Here is a 17,650-nt window from a genome sequence, read left to right on the forward strand (position 1 = left end):
TTTTCATTAAAATTCATTAATAAATGATGAAAAGTGTGGCTAATGCAAAATTACATAATCATCCGTTGATTATGTCTTTAGTCCCGACTTTAATTTATTGATTTCACCGGCAACTAAATTCATGCATTAATAATTTATCGCAAATTGAATAAAAAGTTTGAGATTTCTATAGCTTATATTTGGTTTGCCCACAGTTATCATAAAGATATTAGTTAGTCTCTCATCTTGGCTGATGAATATCATTCTACTTAAATAGTGCTATATAATGATATTGTTATAGCCAATTATTATTGGGTTTAATTTAAAGAGTAGCTAAACTGGTTGGAAGATAATTTGCATTATTGAAATTTCAAAGAGGACAGGATTATGATTGATTGGTACTATCCAAGACGAGATTTAGCTGATTTAATCTATTATGATCTAATGTTATCAGAGCAAAAGGTTATGTTTTTGAAAAAGACAGAACTTAATGTGACGGAATCATTTCTTAAGCAGGATTTTTCTCAGGTTTGTATTAATAAATCGTTTTTACCTATTTTCCTTCCTTGTGTCACGATTACTGAATTTGTAGATGCTTTTAGTAAACAGATCTGGATGCTCTTTAAAAACGATAAGAAGGTGATAGAGCTGTTTTTATCTAATCAACCTAAATCAAGAGAAGCTGAACTTAGAACTGAAATCTCTCATATCGGTGATAGTAAAAAAATACCGACGATTGGGCTATATGATGCTTATCAGATATTATCTTTGTCAAAGCGCCAGATAATTCTTTTATCTGATGACATTGAACAAGTGATGCCTATGAAAGTGAACTCTGAATTATGGACCGCATTACAACTATTTTTTCAGAATGTGCCTAATGCTCGTGCTTTATTTGCTATTAAGGTCGAATCTACGAGGGTGAAAATATTTAATGATGTAATGAACATTATAGAATTACCCGAAATAGATGCAAATAAGCAAGTTGATCATTCATTGACGATGGTTAAACAGATAAGTCCACAGTTAGATATATCTAGATCTGACGCTCATGATTTTTACAAGCAATGTCAGCACCCAAAAGATTACCTTCATAGGTTGCAAAGTATGGTGTTACAACAGGAAGCTGTTTTTTAATTCATGTCATCTATATTAGCAACCATCACGAAAGTAAAATAGAGAATATAAACAAGAAGGTGAGATGAGTACTTTGTCATGTGATTATTTTGTATCATTTTTTGCTCTGTTGGGCTTATGAGCTCTAATCGAACAGATCCATGACCACTTCTTCCTGTTATGACTCCTTCTTTTTCGCTTATTGTTTTCAGTCCTTTTAATGATTCTTTCCATTCAGCCTTAATAGTACTTGATTTCATGTATAGCGTAATAGCTCTCCAATGAGACTTAGGAATGGCAAATGACAACTCAGAAATAAAGGTTGTTAATGCTTTTGGACTTGAGAATAATATCCCAGATTGATTTATGCTCCGATGAGTGAGTGCGTAAAGGATCTGCCCTTGTATTTCTTTAGTATGCTTTGGGTAGTAATCTCTCAATTTAATATTAAATTTCTTAATATATTCTTTTTCTTCTTTTGTTTTAAGTCGCCCTGGAGTTAATGCATTTTCGCGTGAGTGGTGAAAGTGTCGATGATACGTCTTTAACCCAGGATTATTAATAGAGGTATTGCTCTCTAGGGATTTTAGGTAGTTAGTATTTTTTAACCATTTATCAATAGTTTCTTGTTTCAGTCGATATTTATAAGCTAAGGTTTGTATATCAATACCTTGAGAAATCGACTCTAAAATAGAGTGACATAGCTCAATACTATAGCTTTCCTTATTAGCATTAATTAAGTTAACCGTAGGTTGATTCATAGGCTCTTTCATATCAACTACAGATTGAATATGTAACGAACGAATTAATCGTTTATAAGCGTGGGCAACAGTCACATTATTTACTTTACTGTTAATGTATTGAAATTGGCGACGAGAAAGAAATCCTTGTTTCATTGCATTTTCTAGTGTTAGTGATTGCTGGTAATAGTTTGCTGAGGGAGCTGCTAATAAATCACTAAAGTGAAAGTAATGTTTGAATGTCATTTCCGGACTTTCATGGCCAGCAAATTGTGCAATCTCCCAGTACCCTTGGGTTAAGGTTTTCTTGAATATAAGTGAGTGGATCCGAGCATGTTGCTCCTCAGCATAGGAATAAAAATAGGGAAATACTTTATTTGCATCTTTTAGCTCTAACATAAGTTGAAGCCTTGTTAGACAGCTATGTCTTAGGTGATGAAAAACCAAGTGTGATAACCCGGAGGCAGCCTTAAGAAATGCACCAACGTAACTAGATACAGAAAACTTATCAAACGGCTTATGGATGTCATCACCAATATTAAATAATGGTGTTACAGTATTTTTAGCAATTTCGCGTTTATATCTGAGATATTCAGAAACGATAGATTCCTCATGTTTGAGTAATAAAGGAAATAAAGGTACCTTTCTTAAACTACTTGCTGATTTGTTATCACCAAACTGATTTGGTCGAACTTCTATCCAACCAACAGAGCAGGAATGAATATTGCGCATTTGAAGCTTATAGATCTCATTAATTCTTAATCCACATCGGTAACTAATAATACAAATAGATTGTAATGCTAATTTATCGAACGCATTAATATCAGTTAAAGTATTAATGTGAGTAAGTAGCTGAGTAAATAATGGGTCACTTATTAATCCAGAGCGAGTGTGCTTTTGATTGTGATTTACGTGGAAGAATTCATCCCCTAAAGGGGGAAGGTTTAAATTCGAAGAACAAAATCCATGCAGATCCTGTAGTCGTTTGGTGAAAAAAACTTTCGATTTTTCAGTCTTATGTCTATCTATTTGTTGCTGGTATAATGCTTCAATTGCTTCACTGTCCGTTTGTAATGTTAGATTATGAATAGTGTTGAGTAAGTTCCAATCTTTAATGAGTATCTGGAAGTAGTTTTTGGTTGTTGATACCTTACAGCCTTGAAGTTTGTAAATGAGCCATTCAACGAAAATTACTTGCCATGATTCAAGTTGGTACATATCTAAAAAATGAATCAGGAATTCAGTCATTTTTGATGGGCTTATTTTATGTTTTGAATTACTTTTTTGGAATATTGTTTTGAGTTCATCATAGAATTGAGAGCTTATTAAGCTAATTGTTGAAAGAGAAGTGCGTAGTGGTTTGTTAGGTAATTTTACATTTATATCAGATTTGAAATGATAGAATGAAGCAGACTCTACCGGTGAAATCTTGGGGCTAAGTAAAGCGATTAGATTGTCACTAGGTAAGGAGTAAGATACCGTTCTTCCTACTCTGAATTCAAGTAAAGCTTCTGATAAGTTATTGTTAACCTTATTTTCATACCAAAACATGGCACAACCACACCAGCGCTTTAGAGTTGTAGGGGTGTGTTTGTGTTTAATAATATTTTTTGTAAGTAGGTTAAATACAGCATCAACCCCAACAGGGGCTTTCCATGCTTTGGTGTCGATCTTATCCCATAGTCTTAATTGAGCAAGGGTTTGAATAGATAAGAAGCACTGAAACTGTGTTATTCGTTCATCATTAATTGTTGCATTGGTGTTTAATTGTTCATTATCAAGAGTTAGGGTTAGATAACTATAGCAATTAAAGCGTTTTAAATTATCTATACCTTTTTCTGTTACCTGTTTGTGAAAGGACATTACAACATCAATATTTCCCTGCCCTGATTCAAAAATAAGAGATAAAAGTAATGTTTGGTATCTTGAATTTATATCATCAATGCTATTGTTTAAGTGTGAATTTCGCCATTCTTGATAGGCATCATAGAGTGCCCAGGCTTGATTTAACCATTGAGTATCACGGTATTGCTTTGCTGGGGTATTGGTTATAATTGTTGTTGTTGGAGAGTAGCTCCAACCGTATTTTTCTTTGTATTTTTTAAGTAGATTCTCACCATGCTTAAAAGATAGGCGAAAGTCTTTCTGTTGACCAAATGTATTAAACAGACGCTCTTCAAATTTATCCCATCTTTCTGAAAATTGTTCACTATTAGTGATCTTTTCGGCGTTAGAAAAAGCATCTTTAAAAAGTTGTTCGGTTTTCAATGTTACTCTTGCAATATGTTTGCAGCGTGTTTTATGCCTTTTCTCTTCACCGATAGGAGTATTATTCATGAGTTCCTCCCTGAATTAGCATTGTTATATGAGAATGGAGTAGATCTCGAATGATAATTAAATCCTTACGCTTCAATTGACTGTATTGTTCAAAAGGGAGCTGGTTCCCGTGTGAATGTCCAAGCCACGCCGCTATTAATTCGTCTGGAATGTTATTATCAAATAAAAATGATCGAATGTAGTGACGAGTCCAATTGGCCGGTAGTGGGAAAATTGGGTCGATATGGCGCATGTAGGTTGAAGGTAATGTTTCTTCATAGCTATCATGATAGCGATAAAAGCAGAAAGGAAGCTCCCCATTAAGTACCTGCTCATAGCGAGCAAATAATGAGGGTGTAGTGTTAGAGAAGTGCATGAGTGCGTGGTTACAATATTTTTTATAGGTTTCGATTGCTTCTATAGCTACTAGTGGTAGTAGTACAACTCTGCCACGATAGCCAACTGCTCGTTCTTTTTCTGCTATTCGATATTCACCAGTCGAAATATGTATGTCATTTAATGTACCAAACCATCCTTCTACTGGACGATATCCAGAGCTGAGTCCCAGTATTAATTGAAGGTAAAGTACTTTTAAATTATGGGTCAGCTCTGAAAAATAGAATTTATCCTTAGTTTGATAAGTCGTACTAAGCTGCTTTAATTGAAGTAGTAATTGAGCTAATAAGGCATTAGGAAAATAAAAAGGTGAGCCAAGCGAAGCGTTACTGCTTATAACTTCTGTAGTATCACTTAAAAAGTCATTGTCACTGACCTTCGTGAGATACTTTAGATATCTTAAATAGGTACTGTGTAGGCGTTGTGGTGAAACTGACGTATAAAACCGTGCTGGTTGATTTTGGGGATCATGACCTGATATTAATTCAATTAAGCTAATATCAATGCCATTTTTTTTCATGGTTTTAACTAAAAAAGAGGACACTTTTGTCAATGATACTGATATGTCATGTCTTTTATTGATTATTGAGAGAAACTCTGTGATATCACTTATGTTTAAGTGTTTAAAGCGAAAGTTTTTTAATCCAGCAAGAATGTTTAGGGGGAGTGGTAATACGTAATTCTGTATTATCTCAGGCATTATATCTTGAAGCTCTTCGCGAATTTTTTGAGTAGGAAGTATAAACTCACGTCTGATTCCAATAATACTTCCTGTTTTTTGGCTCTTTTCTGCTTTCCACTTTTTGATATTATCAAAAGCACTTCCAGTGATTAACATGAGTAGAATTACTTTTGCAGCATCACTGTGTTCACTGGAGTGTTGGATAGCTTGAGAGCTGTCATTAATTATACATTTTACATGATCAATCGTGAGGGATTGTACATCGCAAGTGAGATCCATTGAGCGTTTTTTGATATGTTGATTAATTGCTTGGGCTTGAAGTACATTAATGAACTTGTCTTTGGTTGCAAACTTTGAAGAGGAGACTAAAGAAAGGGTACGTGACACTGCCGCTTGTTCTTCTTCATTCTCCCATGCTTGATTTTTTTGTGAGGATTGCAGAGAAAGCTCTTTTACCTCAAGTAAAGAAGTATCATTATCAAACATTATTTTAGGTTTTATAGATAATGTGCCTGAGCGCTTAAACTCTCTAGTACCAGACTTTCTGTGGATCCCTTCATTACCATAATAACTGTCTCGGTAAGGTACTTTGTATTTATTCAGGCATCTGCTAATTGGTGTATTTTCAATGGAATCATCATCAGTTATTTCTTCAAAGTACTCAATTAATTCCAAAAAAGATGACTGCTTTAGTGATGGTAAATAACTTGATAGACGCTCTCTATAACCGAGAGAATATTGTCTGATCTCATTACAAATACTATCAACTTTTGATTTGTGTTCACCTCTTAGACTCAGCCTCATGATCACAATTAAAGTGACTGCTTTATAATGATCAAATTTAGTTTTGTTATAAGAAGTAAGCGTTAATTCTGATGCTACAAAAGCAGCAATCTTACATTTTGTGATCAGTTTTTTTTCTTTTAAACTATTATGAACAGCCGAAAGGGCCACTGATTTTTCATTTAAATAACGTGTAGCGATAGAGGATAATTGTTGGATTTCTTCAAAATCATCACGAAACTGAGATGGAAAAAGATCACAGAGTCGAATTACTTCTTTTGCTAATGCCGCTTTTTGTTCCTTATTTCCATAAAATAATTCTTCAAAAAAGTACTGTTGGTTTTTATCAGCATAACTATTTAACCATTGATTATCGTTCATCATATACGCCTTTTAAACTTTCAAAAATATCGACAATTTGAATGTTTGAAATGTCTTCTATTTCTTTGTTTTGTTTTTTTAAGCCAGAAATAGATAGATGGGTATGTTCTGAAAGTAATGATTGAGTTAGTGGACTAGAGTTGAATAATGAGTGAATGACTTCTTTTGGTGCAGATTGATTCAGTGCAATTCTGAAGATCTCAAGCCGTTTATTTTGGAGTGATGAAAGGAAAGTTCTACATACTGATAGCCATGCAATTTCTTTGATTTCAGAGTCAGATAAATTGCTATAAGTTAAGACTGTTGCATCTTTAATATTAAATGTATTGAGTGAAAAGTTGAGTGTAGTAAAGCCAGAAAATATAAAATATTGCGTTTCAGAAGGGTGAGTCCCCTGAAATATTTGATGCTTATTCATCAAGGAAAGAGCGGCTGGAGATAAAATGTTTGGATCGAATAAGAATGATTGCTCTTGATAAAATTCGAAAGCGGGGAGGGCGCTTGGGTGAATGTTCACAGATAAGTTTTTCTTCTTTCTTTGAGACAATACTCGAGCCATCTAAGATCCTTTTATAATACATAAGGTACCAAAAGTAGCTATTTATTGGTGCCCAATATTTAATCACTTAAGTTTAATATGTCATTAAATGGCGTTAAGCTCAATATATAATTAGCACATTAGATGTTGATATATAAGGAATTGTGATGCATAGTGCAATTTCTATTCACTTGGCTGTAAGCCTTCCAAGCTGATGATTGCGGGTTCGATTCCCGCTGTACGCTCCAATCTCTTTTTATCCTCCTCAAGAGATTGTTCCTGTTTTAAAATTCCAACTTATTGAAAATTAAGCGCTTAATGGCGTGTTTTTTTGTATCTGACGTTTGAGGATCTTTTGATCTTATTTATGATGAAATGATGCGGTGGCTAAATCGGTGTCTACGATGTCATCGTATCTATATGGCCTTAAATGGGCTAATAGAAAAAATCCTCAGCCCATTATTAACTTTTCTAATCTGAACTACTGTTGTTCAAGTAACTCACCCACACTTATATTTAAGTAAGTACATAGCGTATCAATCACCTCAAGTTCTACACGCGTTGCTGTTTCGTTATAAAGGCGCGTAACTGTACCTCTATTAATCCCTGTATCTCTTGCAACATCAGAAACTTTTAATCTCTTTTCACCCATAATTTTGGAAAGGTGGCACTTCAGCATGTTCTTCTCCTGTTTAAAATGTTCTCCTGTGGGTTAAAAATGCTTGCAAAAGATAATTCTCATGATACATTTTGTTCTGTAGGAGATAATTAAGTTCTTTTAAGAGTAAATAATATTTGTAGGAGATTGTACGATGGATAATACCTATTTGACAACAGCTGAACTGGCAGGTCGTATTAAATATGATGCGAGAGTCATTCGTGAGCAATTAAAAGATTCAGTTTTGTTTGAGGGAATTCATTATATTCGTCCATTTGGAGGCCGAAAAATCCTTTTTATCTGGGAGCGAGTAGAAGAAGAAATGTTAATGGGCATATCAAGCCAGTCATTGTTGGTAGGATATTAAGGAAAAAATCATGGGGGTTGTAAATGTAAGAAATGGAAAGCTTGTGATTCAGTTCCGATTTAAAGGGCAACGTTGTCGGGAGCAAACTCAACTTTTAGATAATTCTGTAAATAGAAAACGTTTAGATCGTATGCTTCAACGCATTGAAGCTGAGATAATATTAGACGCTTTTGATTATCAAAATATTTTCCAAACAGCACTCGGATACCATCAAGTATTAAAGAAAGTAAAGTCAGGGGATAATCTACAGTTCAATGTCAACGCATTATGTGGTCAAACATCCTCACTGACTTTAGAGCTTCGAGATAGCTAATCATCAAATGCTTCGAGATACTCACCTTACGGCAATACCTGAACTGATAAAGATGCTCGACATAAAGGGAGCATTGATAACTATCGATGCAATGGCATGTCAAACCAAGATAGCAAAAGTCATTACTGACATGGGCGGAGACTACTTACTTGCAGTAAAAAGCAATCAAGGAAAGCTTCGTAAAGCAGCAGAAAAAGCATTTTCAAAAGAACGAGCAAATCTAGCAGATACTGTTGTTTTTAAAGAAAGTCATGGACACATCGAATCACGTCAATGTTATGTAGTAGGGACTAACAAACTTGAGGGTGACTTCAGTCATTGGGCTAGCCTAAAAAGCATAGTAATGGTTGAAAATTGTCGTTTTGAGAAAGGAAAGAAACTAGATTTAGAGTACCGTTATTACATTAGCTCAAAGGAGCTGAGTGCAGAGCAGGCTGCTAATGCGGTTAGAGAGCATTGGGGTATTGAATCTATGCATTGGGTACTTTATTGTGAGTATGAATGAAGATGCGAGTCAGATATACAAGGATCATGGCGCAGAAAATGTAGCCTGCTTGCGCCATATGAGTCTGAATATGCTTCGAGAAGAGCCAACTAAACTTAGTATTGTCGGAAAGCAGAAACGCTGCATGATGAGTACTTCTATGTTAGAGGCGTATTGAACGCTGGTTTTACTAGTATGGCTAAAATCTAAACACTCATGCGGTCGCCCTGAAAAAGAACCCCACTTCGAAAAGTAGGGTTCTTATTCATTTAGATATGTTAGATAACGAATTATCTAGATAACGTAACCAAATTATTGTGGGTTTAGACCTAGTTGCTCTAGAACCAGTTTAAAGTTAGCACGACGTTCTTTAACGTTATGAACTTCACCAGTAGAACACACTAAATCAGGACAACCACGGTTTACGATACCAGAAACATCATCGATAAACTCAGTACCTTTCATACCGCTATCAACATATTTCTTAAGTTCGTTGTGGTAGTTCCAGTTACCGTATTGACCAGACTCATCAGGGTATGCTTGTACTGAAGTAACCCAGTAGAATAGACCTGCAATCCACTTGATTTCTTTATTCTCTTCAGAGCTACAAATTAAGCCTGGGTTTGAACAGAAATCTAACTCAGCGTATAACGGGTTCTCTGGTGGCGCTTCAACAACAACACCATCAATTGTTTTACCAATTGTCTCAGGGTCAACGTGTGAACGACCTAAGTAGTGGTTAAGTGTACCGAAGTTTTGACGACCAGTAGTTTGAATTACACCACGGCCCCACCAGCCACAACCTTCAACGTCAGCTTGGCTGCTGCCATCCCAAATAAAGCTACCTGCTTTTTGATCTACGTATGTTTTACATGTATCACGTTCCCATACTTGCTTAGATGTATCTACAGAAGTAGGTACGTCATTACAGTGACCGCTGTTAGTCCAACGACCAACGCTACCGTTAACAAGCAGACCACGCTCTTCTAGTACTGCATTTGGAGCAGCAAATACTGGAGCTGGAGCACCGTACCATTTAGCGTGAGTTAGTGCACTTACTTCCATTTTGTTATCACGAGGACAAGAGTAAGCGTGATCTAAACCAGTAACAGGGTTTACACCGTAATCTGCATATTTTTGACCAAGTTGACCACAGCTCGCTGACATTGGGTAATCTGTTGCAGCACCGTATCTAATTTCAGCCCAGTTGTTCTCATCACATGCGTTGTAACGAATCGTTTCTTGCATACTCTGTGCTAAGAACGCAGCAATCGCTACTTTCGCGTATTTGATGTTAGTTGCATCATCAACGTTTTCATCTAGTAGCCAGAACTTGTTACCAGCAACACCAACATTATGCATTGCGTTCAGACCAGTCATGAAATCAGCCCACTTATAAACAGTAGACGGAACCCATTGTGATTGAGGTGTTTCGTACAAGAATGCCGTGTTGTTCATTGTATCTTCAGCGTCAGCCAATTCACGGTTTAACGCATCAATGATAGTTAATTGGCCATTTTCTGTTGATTCACCAACATAGTACAGTGGCATTTTAGCTTTTTTGTATTCTTCGATTTCAGCCGTTAATTTTGCTGTATCTTTATCAAATACGATAGCAAATACGTTGCTGAATGCTGCTTTACGCACTTGTGGTTTGCTTGCATTATCACCCATAAAATAAGCAGAAGCTTGATCTGTAGGGATATTGTTTAGCATTACAGGTGTTTTAACAAAATCAGAAACTTGCTTAACGTACTCTAGAGCATTATGCCACTGGTCGCTAGTTAGAGCTGCTGTTGAGCTTGACTTAGTGAACGCAATGAAATCAGCTTTAGTTGCAACATCTGCTTTGAACAACTCTAGTTTGTGTAGTAGATCAGCGCTGTAGTTAGATGCTTCATCCCAAACAGATTGTCTGCCAGAGTGAGTATCAAACGCGAAATCACCAATGTTTAGAGACCAACCGTAGTTTGCTTCTGGTGCTAGCGTAGAGATGATTAGGTGGTGCGCAGTAGCCCAGCCTTTCAAGTCATTGCTAAGCGCGTTGATAGCGTCGATGTCAATCTTGTTGCCAGTGATGTCCATCGCTTTAGTTAGCGCTTCTTTAACCGCAATGCTGTTTGAAGATACTGCTTTATCTTGCGTTGCTTGATCAAGAACATCAGTGTTGATGATGATTGATGCAGAGCCAGCTTGTGCAGCTTCATTAATGATAGATACAAACGTACTTGTTAGCTTATCAATATCAGCTAAATCAGCACTGTTGCTTGCTTCAATAGTTAGCATTGCAGGTGCCGCAGACGATGGGCTAGCAACTACTAACGTGTTTGGCCAACCAGCGACTTCTAGACGAACTGGATCCATTGGGTTTGGTAGAGAAAGAAGCGGTGCTGTACCCGGTTCTGTACCATCACAATTCAGGTGAAGCGCCCATGTATCATCGCTACCAGGAACTGATGAAGTCCAGTAGTTCGCAGAGTATGCGATGTTATTATGAACCATAATGTCACCACCAGTAGCGTGATCGCCATTTGTCCAATCAGGGTAAACATTAAAGTCTTTACATAAGTCACCTGGAGTTACAGGTGGCTCTACAGGTGGCTCAACCACATCTTCTTCAACAGTGATTGTTACACTTGTTGTAGATGAAAGATCTTGAGCATCAGTAGCGATAGCACTAAAAGTTAAGCTACCTGCTTGAGTAGGCTGAAAATCACACGCAAATGTGTTGGTATTAGCAGCGTCAAACGAACAGATCTCTTTGTTGTTTGCGATAACAACCAGTGTCGTTAAGTCGTTATCTGCATCTGTTGCATTAACAGAGATAGCAACGCTTTCAGTTACGTTGATTGCAGAGCCATTAGTTGGCGTAACAAATTTAACTACAGGCGCAACGAAATCTTCAGTTACTTCAGCTTCTACAACAACAGATACTGATTTTTGTTCGATTTTTTGGTTATTTTTATCGAATACAAATACGTTAACTACCGCATTGCCTTCTTTACTTGGAGTCCAAGCGTGAGAGTACTGAGTGTTGTTCTCGTTAACTGCTTTTTCAGCTAGTTTTGTGTTGTTTACCCAAAACTCAACTTTAGCTGCTTGGTTACCATCAACATGTGCATTGATAGCAATCATCTCATTTGCTTGAACAACTTGACCAGCTGTTGGTGCAAGAATAGACAGTTCTGTTTCTTCTGGTTCTGGCTCGCCTGGTTCGTCAGAACATTCAGTTAGTGACCAGAACCACGAACTTGCGCTTGGCGTTTCCCAAACACCTGGGTTGTTTTGAGCGATAAAACATTGGTTCTCGTATGAAACCACATCGCCATTTGAAACTTGAGTTTTACCAGGGATAAATGGAATAACATCGCCTAAATCTGGATCTGGCGTTGGATCAGGATCTGGACCCGGTTCGCCTGAGCATACAGCGACATCCCAGAACCATGAATCTGCAGTTGGAGATTCCCACACGCCAGGGTTGTTTTTAGCAACAAAACAGTCGCCATTAAAAGAAACCATATCTCCATTTTTAACTTTTGTCTCACCAGGAACAAAAGTAACAATGTTAGACGTTAAATTTACATCAGCGGCGTATAGATACCCACTGAACATAACGCTAGTAATAGCGGCTGTTATTTTATTTATTTTTATCACTGCTTTTTCTTCTTTTTATTTATCTTATCTAGATAATTTATTAATTATAAAGGTGTGCGATGGATAGATTTCATCATTCGCTTCCTTGCCTATGATTGAATGAACCTTTTAATAAGAGTTCATTCTGTTACAAAAAGGTTAATTCCTAAACCACTATAATTAGGCAAAAACCTCGAATCGAACCACGCAAAATTCATTTATTAATATCAAATTAATAGCTGAATTGAATTTCGAGCATTCTAACCAGAAGAATTTTTAAGGATATTTATAATTCTCAAAAATGTGACATCGCTTCTAAAGTAATTCTTGAAATTGTAGTATAAATATGTATTTGTATGTTTTTTTGACATGAAAGTCAGTTTTTTGTTGTTATCTTGACTTTTTAAATAGAGATGATTTTTAATGTCAAATATACAGATGGGTTTATTTTGATTTTGGTGCGTAAACTTATATTCCAAAAATGAGACGTAGATGTTAATAAGATAAATAAGTTCTATCTGTAGCCATGTTTACTCAACGTGAAGGGTTTATGCACTGCGGCATATTATTAGCAGATGTCGGTTATCGAGTATGTTAACCAGTTAGGATGATCAGTTATTCACTACAATTGGTATTCATAACGATATACGAAGTCTAGAGGAGGGGTTATAAAATAGGTGGGAAGTGTATTTTGATTAAGAGTTGAACAAAAATAAAGCAAGCTTAATTGAGTGGGCAGATCAGCGGCTTGCTCTGATTTTTTGTTTATCCTACTTATAATGGTCAACAATCAATTAGTATTTGCGATTAAAGAAATTGCACCAATATAACAACTAGCAACGCATTCACCACACCCATTGCAGGAATTGTTAAGTGTTGGTAGATGATTGGTTTCTATCATGATGGCATTATTAGGGCAATCGTCTTTGCATTCTTGGCAGTTACCAAATAATCTCGCATTGCAACTATGGCTAAACTTGGGTCTCCATCCTGTATCTTTGTTATTGAGTAGATTAAGAGCCTGCGTTGGACAGGCTTCAATGCATGCTTGGCAGAAGGTACAATGATTTAGACTTAAATCCATTTGTGGTCCATTCGCCGTCATTGCAATAATACCTTGTGGACAAATAGTCACACATTCAGAACAATGGTTGCACATGCGTTCAAACAGAGATGATTCAACAGCACCAAGAGGGCGTCCAGCATTTACTTTAAAAGATCCCGTTTCTTCTATTGATTGTGTCACCCCTCGAGAAACCGCCTTAAAAAAACCGCGACGACGGTTATCAACCTCTGTCAATTCATCACGATGCAACTTCATTTATATTGTCTCTTGCCAATAATTACGACGCTCTAGCACCGTGAGATGTTGTTCTTCGCAATAGCACTCTAGCCACCCTAGTGATATTTCAGCTAATTGGCGATAAAAATCCGTTTCAGCGTGAATCCGCATCAGATTTAGCATCGTTGGGGCAAATGGCATTAAGTGATCACTCAATAATTGGTTAGCGCCATTAATGTCTTCTTGCTCTAACAGTAAAGAGACAAGCATAAACATTAGCCCAATGTGGTCTTCTGGCTCTCGTACACCAGTATCACAGGCCAATGCTTTGCTGCGCATGAATTCACGAAGTTCCAGAGTCGAAGTACCAAATAAGGCATTTTCTTTATCCAAATAAGCAGAGCCCCAAGGTGGTGATGGCATATCACCGCTGCCTTGTAATAATTGGAAAAAATCAGCATCCAGCATATCAATATCACTGCTCTTTATCAGAGCTAACAAATTATTAAAAACAGTGTTGTCGAGTGTAGATGTCGAATTTAAAGGCTTTTGTACTGTTTCTGAGCTCGGAGAGTTAAAAAGTAGCCCGCCAAGTAGTCGAAAAACGGTTAGTTCATTTTGCATTGGATTGTTTCATTGTGTTTGTAATTTAAGGCGCATAAATAACACAATTACAGAGTATGAGCCAATAAAAATGAATAATAAAAGTTATATAAATTTCTTTTATAAATTGTGTGTTTAATGTGAAAAATGTCATTTAGTTCGTATTTTTTATTAATTAATGAGAAATAAAACAGAGGAATGACTAAAAAATTGATTAAAAGCAATGTTTTGTATATCACTTAAGGGGTAAAAAGTGTGCAACAAAAGCAGGTGCTTATTTTTTACTATCTTATAGAAGTTATTTTGATGAAAAAAACACTAAAAACTTTGATTTCTACAGGGCTAACAAGGCGTGATTTTATTAAATCATCTGGTGCCGTTGGCGGATTAGCAGCAACAGCAAGCGCGATCACATTACCTTTTAAATCGTCTCCTGTTGCAGCAGCAACAAAGCAAGCTACAGATGAAAAAATTGTCTGGAGTGCTTGTACGGTAAACTGTGGCAGCCGTTGCCCTTTACGTATGCATGTTGTAGATGGTGAAATAAAATGGGTTGAAACCGACAACACCGGTGATGATGAATACGGAAATCATCAAGTGCGTGCATGTTTGCGTGGTCGTTCAATGCGTCGCCGAGTGTACAATCCTGACCGATTAAAATACCCAATGAAGCGTGTTGGGGCTCGTGGAGAAGGCAAATTTAAGCGTATTTCGTGGGAAGAAGCTTATGACGAAATTGCCAATAACATGAAGCGAATCATTAAAGAACATGGTAATGAAGCGATTTACTTAAACTATGGCACGGGGACATTAGGTGGCACAGTAACCAAATCGTGGCCACCAGCGGGTTCTCTTATTGCCCGAATGATGAATTTAAGTGGCGGTTATTTAAATCACTACGGCGACTACTCAACCGCACAAATCAAAGAAGGGTTGAATTACACCTATGGTGGTTGGGGTGCAGGTAACTCATTCTCAGATTTAGAAAATACCAAGCTTATTGTTCAATTTGGTAACAACCCAGCAGAAACTCGTATGTCAGGTGGTGGGCAGATCCATCACTTAATGGAGTCAAAAGCGCGTTCTAATGCAAGAATGATCATGATTGACCCTCGCTACACAGATACAGCGGGAGGACGAGAAGATCAATGGATCCCAATTCGTCCAGGTACTGATGCGGCATTTATAGCAGCAATGGCCCATGTCATGATCAAAGAAGACTTAGTTGATCAGCCGTTTCTTGATACCTACTGTGTAGGCTACGATGAGAAAACACTGCCAGCCTCTGCGCCAGCAAAAAGTGATTACAAATCGTACATTCTTGGTGATGGCCCTGATGGCATTGAAAAAACACCAGAGTGGGCAGCTCAGATAACAGGCATTCCAACGGACATTATCATTAAAGCCGCGCGTGAAATTGGCTCAACTAAACCTTGTGCTGTATTCCAGGGCTGGGGTTTGCAGCGTACGGCTAATGGCGAAATCGCATCACGTGCTATTGCAATGCTAGCGTTACTTACCGGAAATGTTGGTATTAATGGTGGTGGTACAGGCGCTCGTGAATCAGATTACAACATCCCTTTTGTGCGCTTCCCAACATTGTCTAACCCGATAGCGGCATCTATTCCAATGTTTTTATGGACAGATGCGATTGTACGCGGCACAGAAATGACGGATCTTCGTGATGGTGTTCGAGGCGTAGAAAAACTGCGTTCACCAATCAAAATGATCTGGAACTACGCAGGTAACTGTCTAATAAACCAACACTCAGACATCAATAAAACACATGAAGTTCTGCAAGATGACAGTGCATGTGAGCTTATTGTCGTTATAGATAACCACATGACGTCTTCTGCGAAATACGCCGATATCGTACTGCCAGATCTAACAACTTCAGAGCAGGCTGATTTCTGTATGGACACTAAGGCTGCAAATATGCCTTACTTTATTTTTGCAGATAAAGCGATTGAGCCACAGTTTGAAGCCAAAGGCATTTATGAGATTTGTTCTGAGATCTCAGCACGTATGGGCGTTGGTGAGCAGTTTACAGAAGGTCGAGATCAAGAAGGTTGGCTGCGTCACTTATACGCCTTAACTCGTGAGCAAGATCCAACGCTGCCAGATTTTGAAACCATGCGTAAAATGGGTATCTACAAGCGTCGTGATCCAAATGATCACTTTGTCGCATATAAAGATTTCCGTGAAAACCCAGAGAAAAACCCGCTGACAACGCCATCAGGGAAAATTGAAATTTATTCTGAGCGTTTAGCGCACTTAGCTGCGACATGGGAACTGCAAGAAGATGAAGTGATTCACCCATTACCAATTTATGTATCAACATTTGATGGTTGGGATTCGAAAAAACGTGAGCAATACCCACTTCAACTAACAGGGTTCCACTATAAAGCACGTTGCCACTCCACTTATGGAAACGTGGATATTATTAAAGAAGCGGCTCGTCAAGAAATGTGGATTAACCCAATTGATGCACAATCTCGAGATATTAAAAACGGTGATTTAATCCGTATTTTCAACGAACGTGGTGAAATGCACATCCCAGCCAAAGTGACCCCGCGTATTTTACCAGGTGTTGTCGCATTGGGTGAAGGTGCATGGTACGCACCAGATAAACATAAAGTAGATAAAGGCGGTTGTATCAACGTATTAACCTCACAACGTCCAAGTCCACTGGCTAAGGGTAACCCTCAGCATACTAACTTAGTTGAAGTACAACCGGTAAAGAAGGCATAAAGGTAAAACATGAAACAATACGGATTTTATATTGATTCGAGCAAGTGTACTGGTTGTAAAACTTGTCAGCTTTCTTGTAAAGACAACAAAGACTTAGATGTTGGTGTTAACTTTCGTCGAGTATATGAATACGCCGGTGGCAACTGGGTAGAAGATAACGGCACATGGCGCCAAGATGTATTTTCTTATTACGTATCAATGGCGTGTAATCATTGTACAAAACCTGCGTGTACTAAAGTGTGCCCAAGTGGGGCAATGCATAAGCGTGAAGAAGATGGCTTTGTTGTTGTTGATACTGAAAAATGCATCGGCTGTCAGTATTGTGGTATGGCGTGTCCTTACGGCGCACCACAATACAACGCAGAAAAAGGCCACATGACCAAGTGTGATGGCTGTTATGAGCGAGTGGCTGAAGGCCTACAACCAATCTGTGTTGACTCTTGCCCATTACGAGCTCTTGAATTTGGTCCAATGGACGAGTTGCGTGAAAAATATGGTGAAGTTTCTGAAGTTGCCCCATTACCAAAGGCATCACTGACTCAACCTAACATTATCATCAAACCAAACCGCCATGCTCGTCCTTGTGGAGATACCACAGGCTACTTGGCAAACCCAAAGGAAGTGTAAT

General features: G+C 37.7%; 12 protein-coding genes and 1 pseudogene. 6 read left to right on the forward strand and 7 right to left on the reverse strand.

What is annotated here, in order from left to right; all coding sequences use genetic code 11:
• Window positions 1-366 precede the first annotated feature (366 nt).
• Complete coding sequence (locus tag F8B77_RS04325) at window positions 367-1,116, forward strand: hypothetical protein (RefSeq protein ID WP_151654042.1); 750 nt, start codon at window positions 367-369, stop codon at window positions 1,114-1,116.
• Here the strand turns inward: F8B77_RS04325 and F8B77_RS04330 are convergent.
• The 4 genes from F8B77_RS04330 to F8B77_RS04345 form a co-directional block, all read right to left on the reverse strand.
• Window positions 1,113-4,172, reverse strand: a complete 3,060-nt coding sequence (locus F8B77_RS04330; protein WP_151654045.1) for a site-specific integrase — start codon at window positions 4,170-4,172, stop codon at window positions 1,113-1,115. The two genes, F8B77_RS04325 and F8B77_RS04330, sit on opposite strands and share 4 nt — an antisense overlap.
• Window positions 4,165-6,393, reverse strand: a complete 2,229-nt coding sequence (locus tag F8B77_RS04335) for a hypothetical protein (RefSeq protein WP_151654048.1) — start codon at window positions 6,391-6,393, stop codon at window positions 4,165-4,167. Before F8B77_RS04335 ends, F8B77_RS04330 begins: the two co-directional genes overlap by 8 nt.
• A complete protein-coding gene (locus F8B77_RS04340; protein WP_151654051.1) occupies window positions 6,383-6,952 on the reverse strand; it encodes a hypothetical protein in 570 nt (189 codons plus the stop codon). The genes F8B77_RS04335 and F8B77_RS04340 overlap by 11 nt, the downstream gene beginning before the upstream one ends.
• Before the next feature lie 460 nt (window positions 6,953-7,412).
• Window positions 7,413-7,610 (reverse strand): helix-turn-helix domain-containing protein, encoded by a 198-nt coding sequence (locus F8B77_RS04345; RefSeq protein ID WP_151654054.1) that lies wholly within the window; start codon window positions 7,608-7,610, stop codon window positions 7,413-7,415.
• 133 nt (window positions 7,611-7,743) lie between these two features.
• On the opposite strand from F8B77_RS04345, the gene F8B77_RS04350 reads away from it, so the two are divergent.
• The 3 genes and pseudogenes from F8B77_RS04350 to F8B77_RS04360 all read left to right on the forward strand — a co-directional run.
• Window positions 7,744-7,956 carry a hypothetical protein gene (locus tag F8B77_RS04350; RefSeq protein WP_061004432.1) on the forward strand — a complete coding sequence of 71 codons (213 nt, stop codon included), beginning with the start codon at window positions 7,744-7,746 and terminating at the stop codon, window positions 7,954-7,956.
• A 10-nt stretch (window positions 7,957-7,966) separates the two neighbouring features.
• The gene (locus F8B77_RS04355; protein ID WP_151654057.1) at window positions 7,967-8,269 is read left to right on the forward strand and encodes an Arm DNA-binding domain-containing protein; all 303 of its coding nucleotides are present in this window, start codon (window positions 7,967-7,969) and stop codon (window positions 8,267-8,269) included.
• Between the two features lie 25 nt (window positions 8,270-8,294).
• A pseudogene (locus F8B77_RS04360) lies at window positions 8,295-8,963 on the forward strand (ISAs1 family transposase); the annotation flags it as partial.
• Between the two features lie 102 nt (window positions 8,964-9,065).
• On the opposite strand, the gene F8B77_RS04365 reads toward F8B77_RS04360, so the two are convergent.
• From F8B77_RS04365 to F8B77_RS04375, 3 genes are all read right to left on the reverse strand, one after another.
• Window positions 9,066-12,407: an Ig-like domain-containing protein gene (locus F8B77_RS04365; protein ID WP_167512757.1), complete on the reverse strand. Its 3,342-nt coding sequence runs from the start codon at window positions 12,405-12,407 to the stop codon at window positions 9,066-9,068.
• A 769-nt stretch (window positions 12,408-13,176) separates the two neighbouring features.
• On the reverse strand, window positions 13,177-13,707 hold the full coding sequence (locus F8B77_RS04370; RefSeq protein ID WP_151654060.1) for a 4Fe-4S binding protein: 531 nt from the start codon (window positions 13,705-13,707) through the stop codon (window positions 13,177-13,179).
• On the reverse strand, window positions 13,708-14,292 hold the full coding sequence (locus tag F8B77_RS04375; RefSeq protein ID WP_151654063.1) for a TorD/DmsD family molecular chaperone: 585 nt from the start codon (window positions 14,290-14,292) through the stop codon (window positions 13,708-13,710). It abuts the gene before it with no gap.
• A gap of 285 nt (window positions 14,293-14,577) precedes the next feature.
• On the opposite strand from F8B77_RS04375, the gene F8B77_RS04380 reads away from it, so the two are divergent.
• On the forward strand, window positions 14,578-17,022 hold the full coding sequence (locus F8B77_RS04380; RefSeq protein WP_130086371.1) for a DmsA/YnfE/YnfF family dimethyl sulfoxide reductase: 2,445 nt from the start codon (window positions 14,578-14,580) through the stop codon (window positions 17,020-17,022).
• A 9-nt stretch (window positions 17,023-17,031) separates the two neighbouring features.
• Window positions 17,032-17,649 carry a DMSO/selenate family reductase complex B subunit gene (locus tag F8B77_RS04385; RefSeq protein WP_130043729.1) on the forward strand — a complete coding sequence of 206 codons (618 nt, stop codon included), beginning with the start codon at window positions 17,032-17,034 and terminating at the stop codon, window positions 17,647-17,649.
• Window position 17,650 lies beyond the last annotated feature (1 nt).

Source organism: Aliivibrio finisterrensis, from assembly GCF_008933155.1.
GTDB classification, from domain to species: domain Bacteria; phylum Pseudomonadota; class Gammaproteobacteria; order Enterobacterales; family Vibrionaceae; genus Aliivibrio; species Aliivibrio finisterrensis.

Coding starts and splice junctions, on each gene's coding strand:
- F8B77_RS04375 (WP_151654063.1), bottom strand. CDS start 14,292: ATGCAAAATGAACTAACCGTTTTTCGACTACTTGGCGGGCTACTTTTT.
- F8B77_RS04330 (WP_151654045.1), bottom strand. CDS start 4,172: ATGAATAATACTCCTATCGGTGAAGAGAAAAGGCATAAAACACGCTGC.
- F8B77_RS04380 (WP_130086371.1), top strand. CDS start 14,578: ATGAAAAAAACACTAAAAACTTTGATTTCTACAGGGCTAACAAGGCGT.
- F8B77_RS04345 (WP_151654054.1), bottom strand. CDS start 7,610: ATGCTGAAGTGCCACCTTTCCAAAATTATGGGTGAAAAGAGATTAAAA.
- F8B77_RS04335 (WP_151654048.1), bottom strand. CDS start 6,393: ATGAACGATAATCAATGGTTAAATAGTTATGCTGATAAAAACCAACAG.
- F8B77_RS04385 (WP_130043729.1), top strand. CDS start 17,032: ATGAAACAATACGGATTTTATATTGATTCGAGCAAGTGTACTGGTTGT.
- F8B77_RS04350 (WP_061004432.1), top strand. CDS start 7,744: ATGGATAATACCTATTTGACAACAGCTGAACTGGCAGGTCGTATTAAA.
- F8B77_RS04370 (WP_151654060.1), bottom strand. CDS start 13,707: ATGAAGTTGCATCGTGATGAATTGACAGAGGTTGATAACCGTCGTCGC.
- F8B77_RS04325 (WP_151654042.1), top strand. CDS start 367: ATGATTGATTGGTACTATCCAAGACGAGATTTAGCTGATTTAATCTAT.
- F8B77_RS04340 (WP_151654051.1), bottom strand. CDS start 6,952: ATGGCTCGAGTATTGTCTCAAAGAAAGAAGAAAAACTTATCTGTGAAC.
- F8B77_RS04355 (WP_151654057.1), top strand. CDS start 7,967: ATGGGGGTTGTAAATGTAAGAAATGGAAAGCTTGTGATTCAGTTCCGA.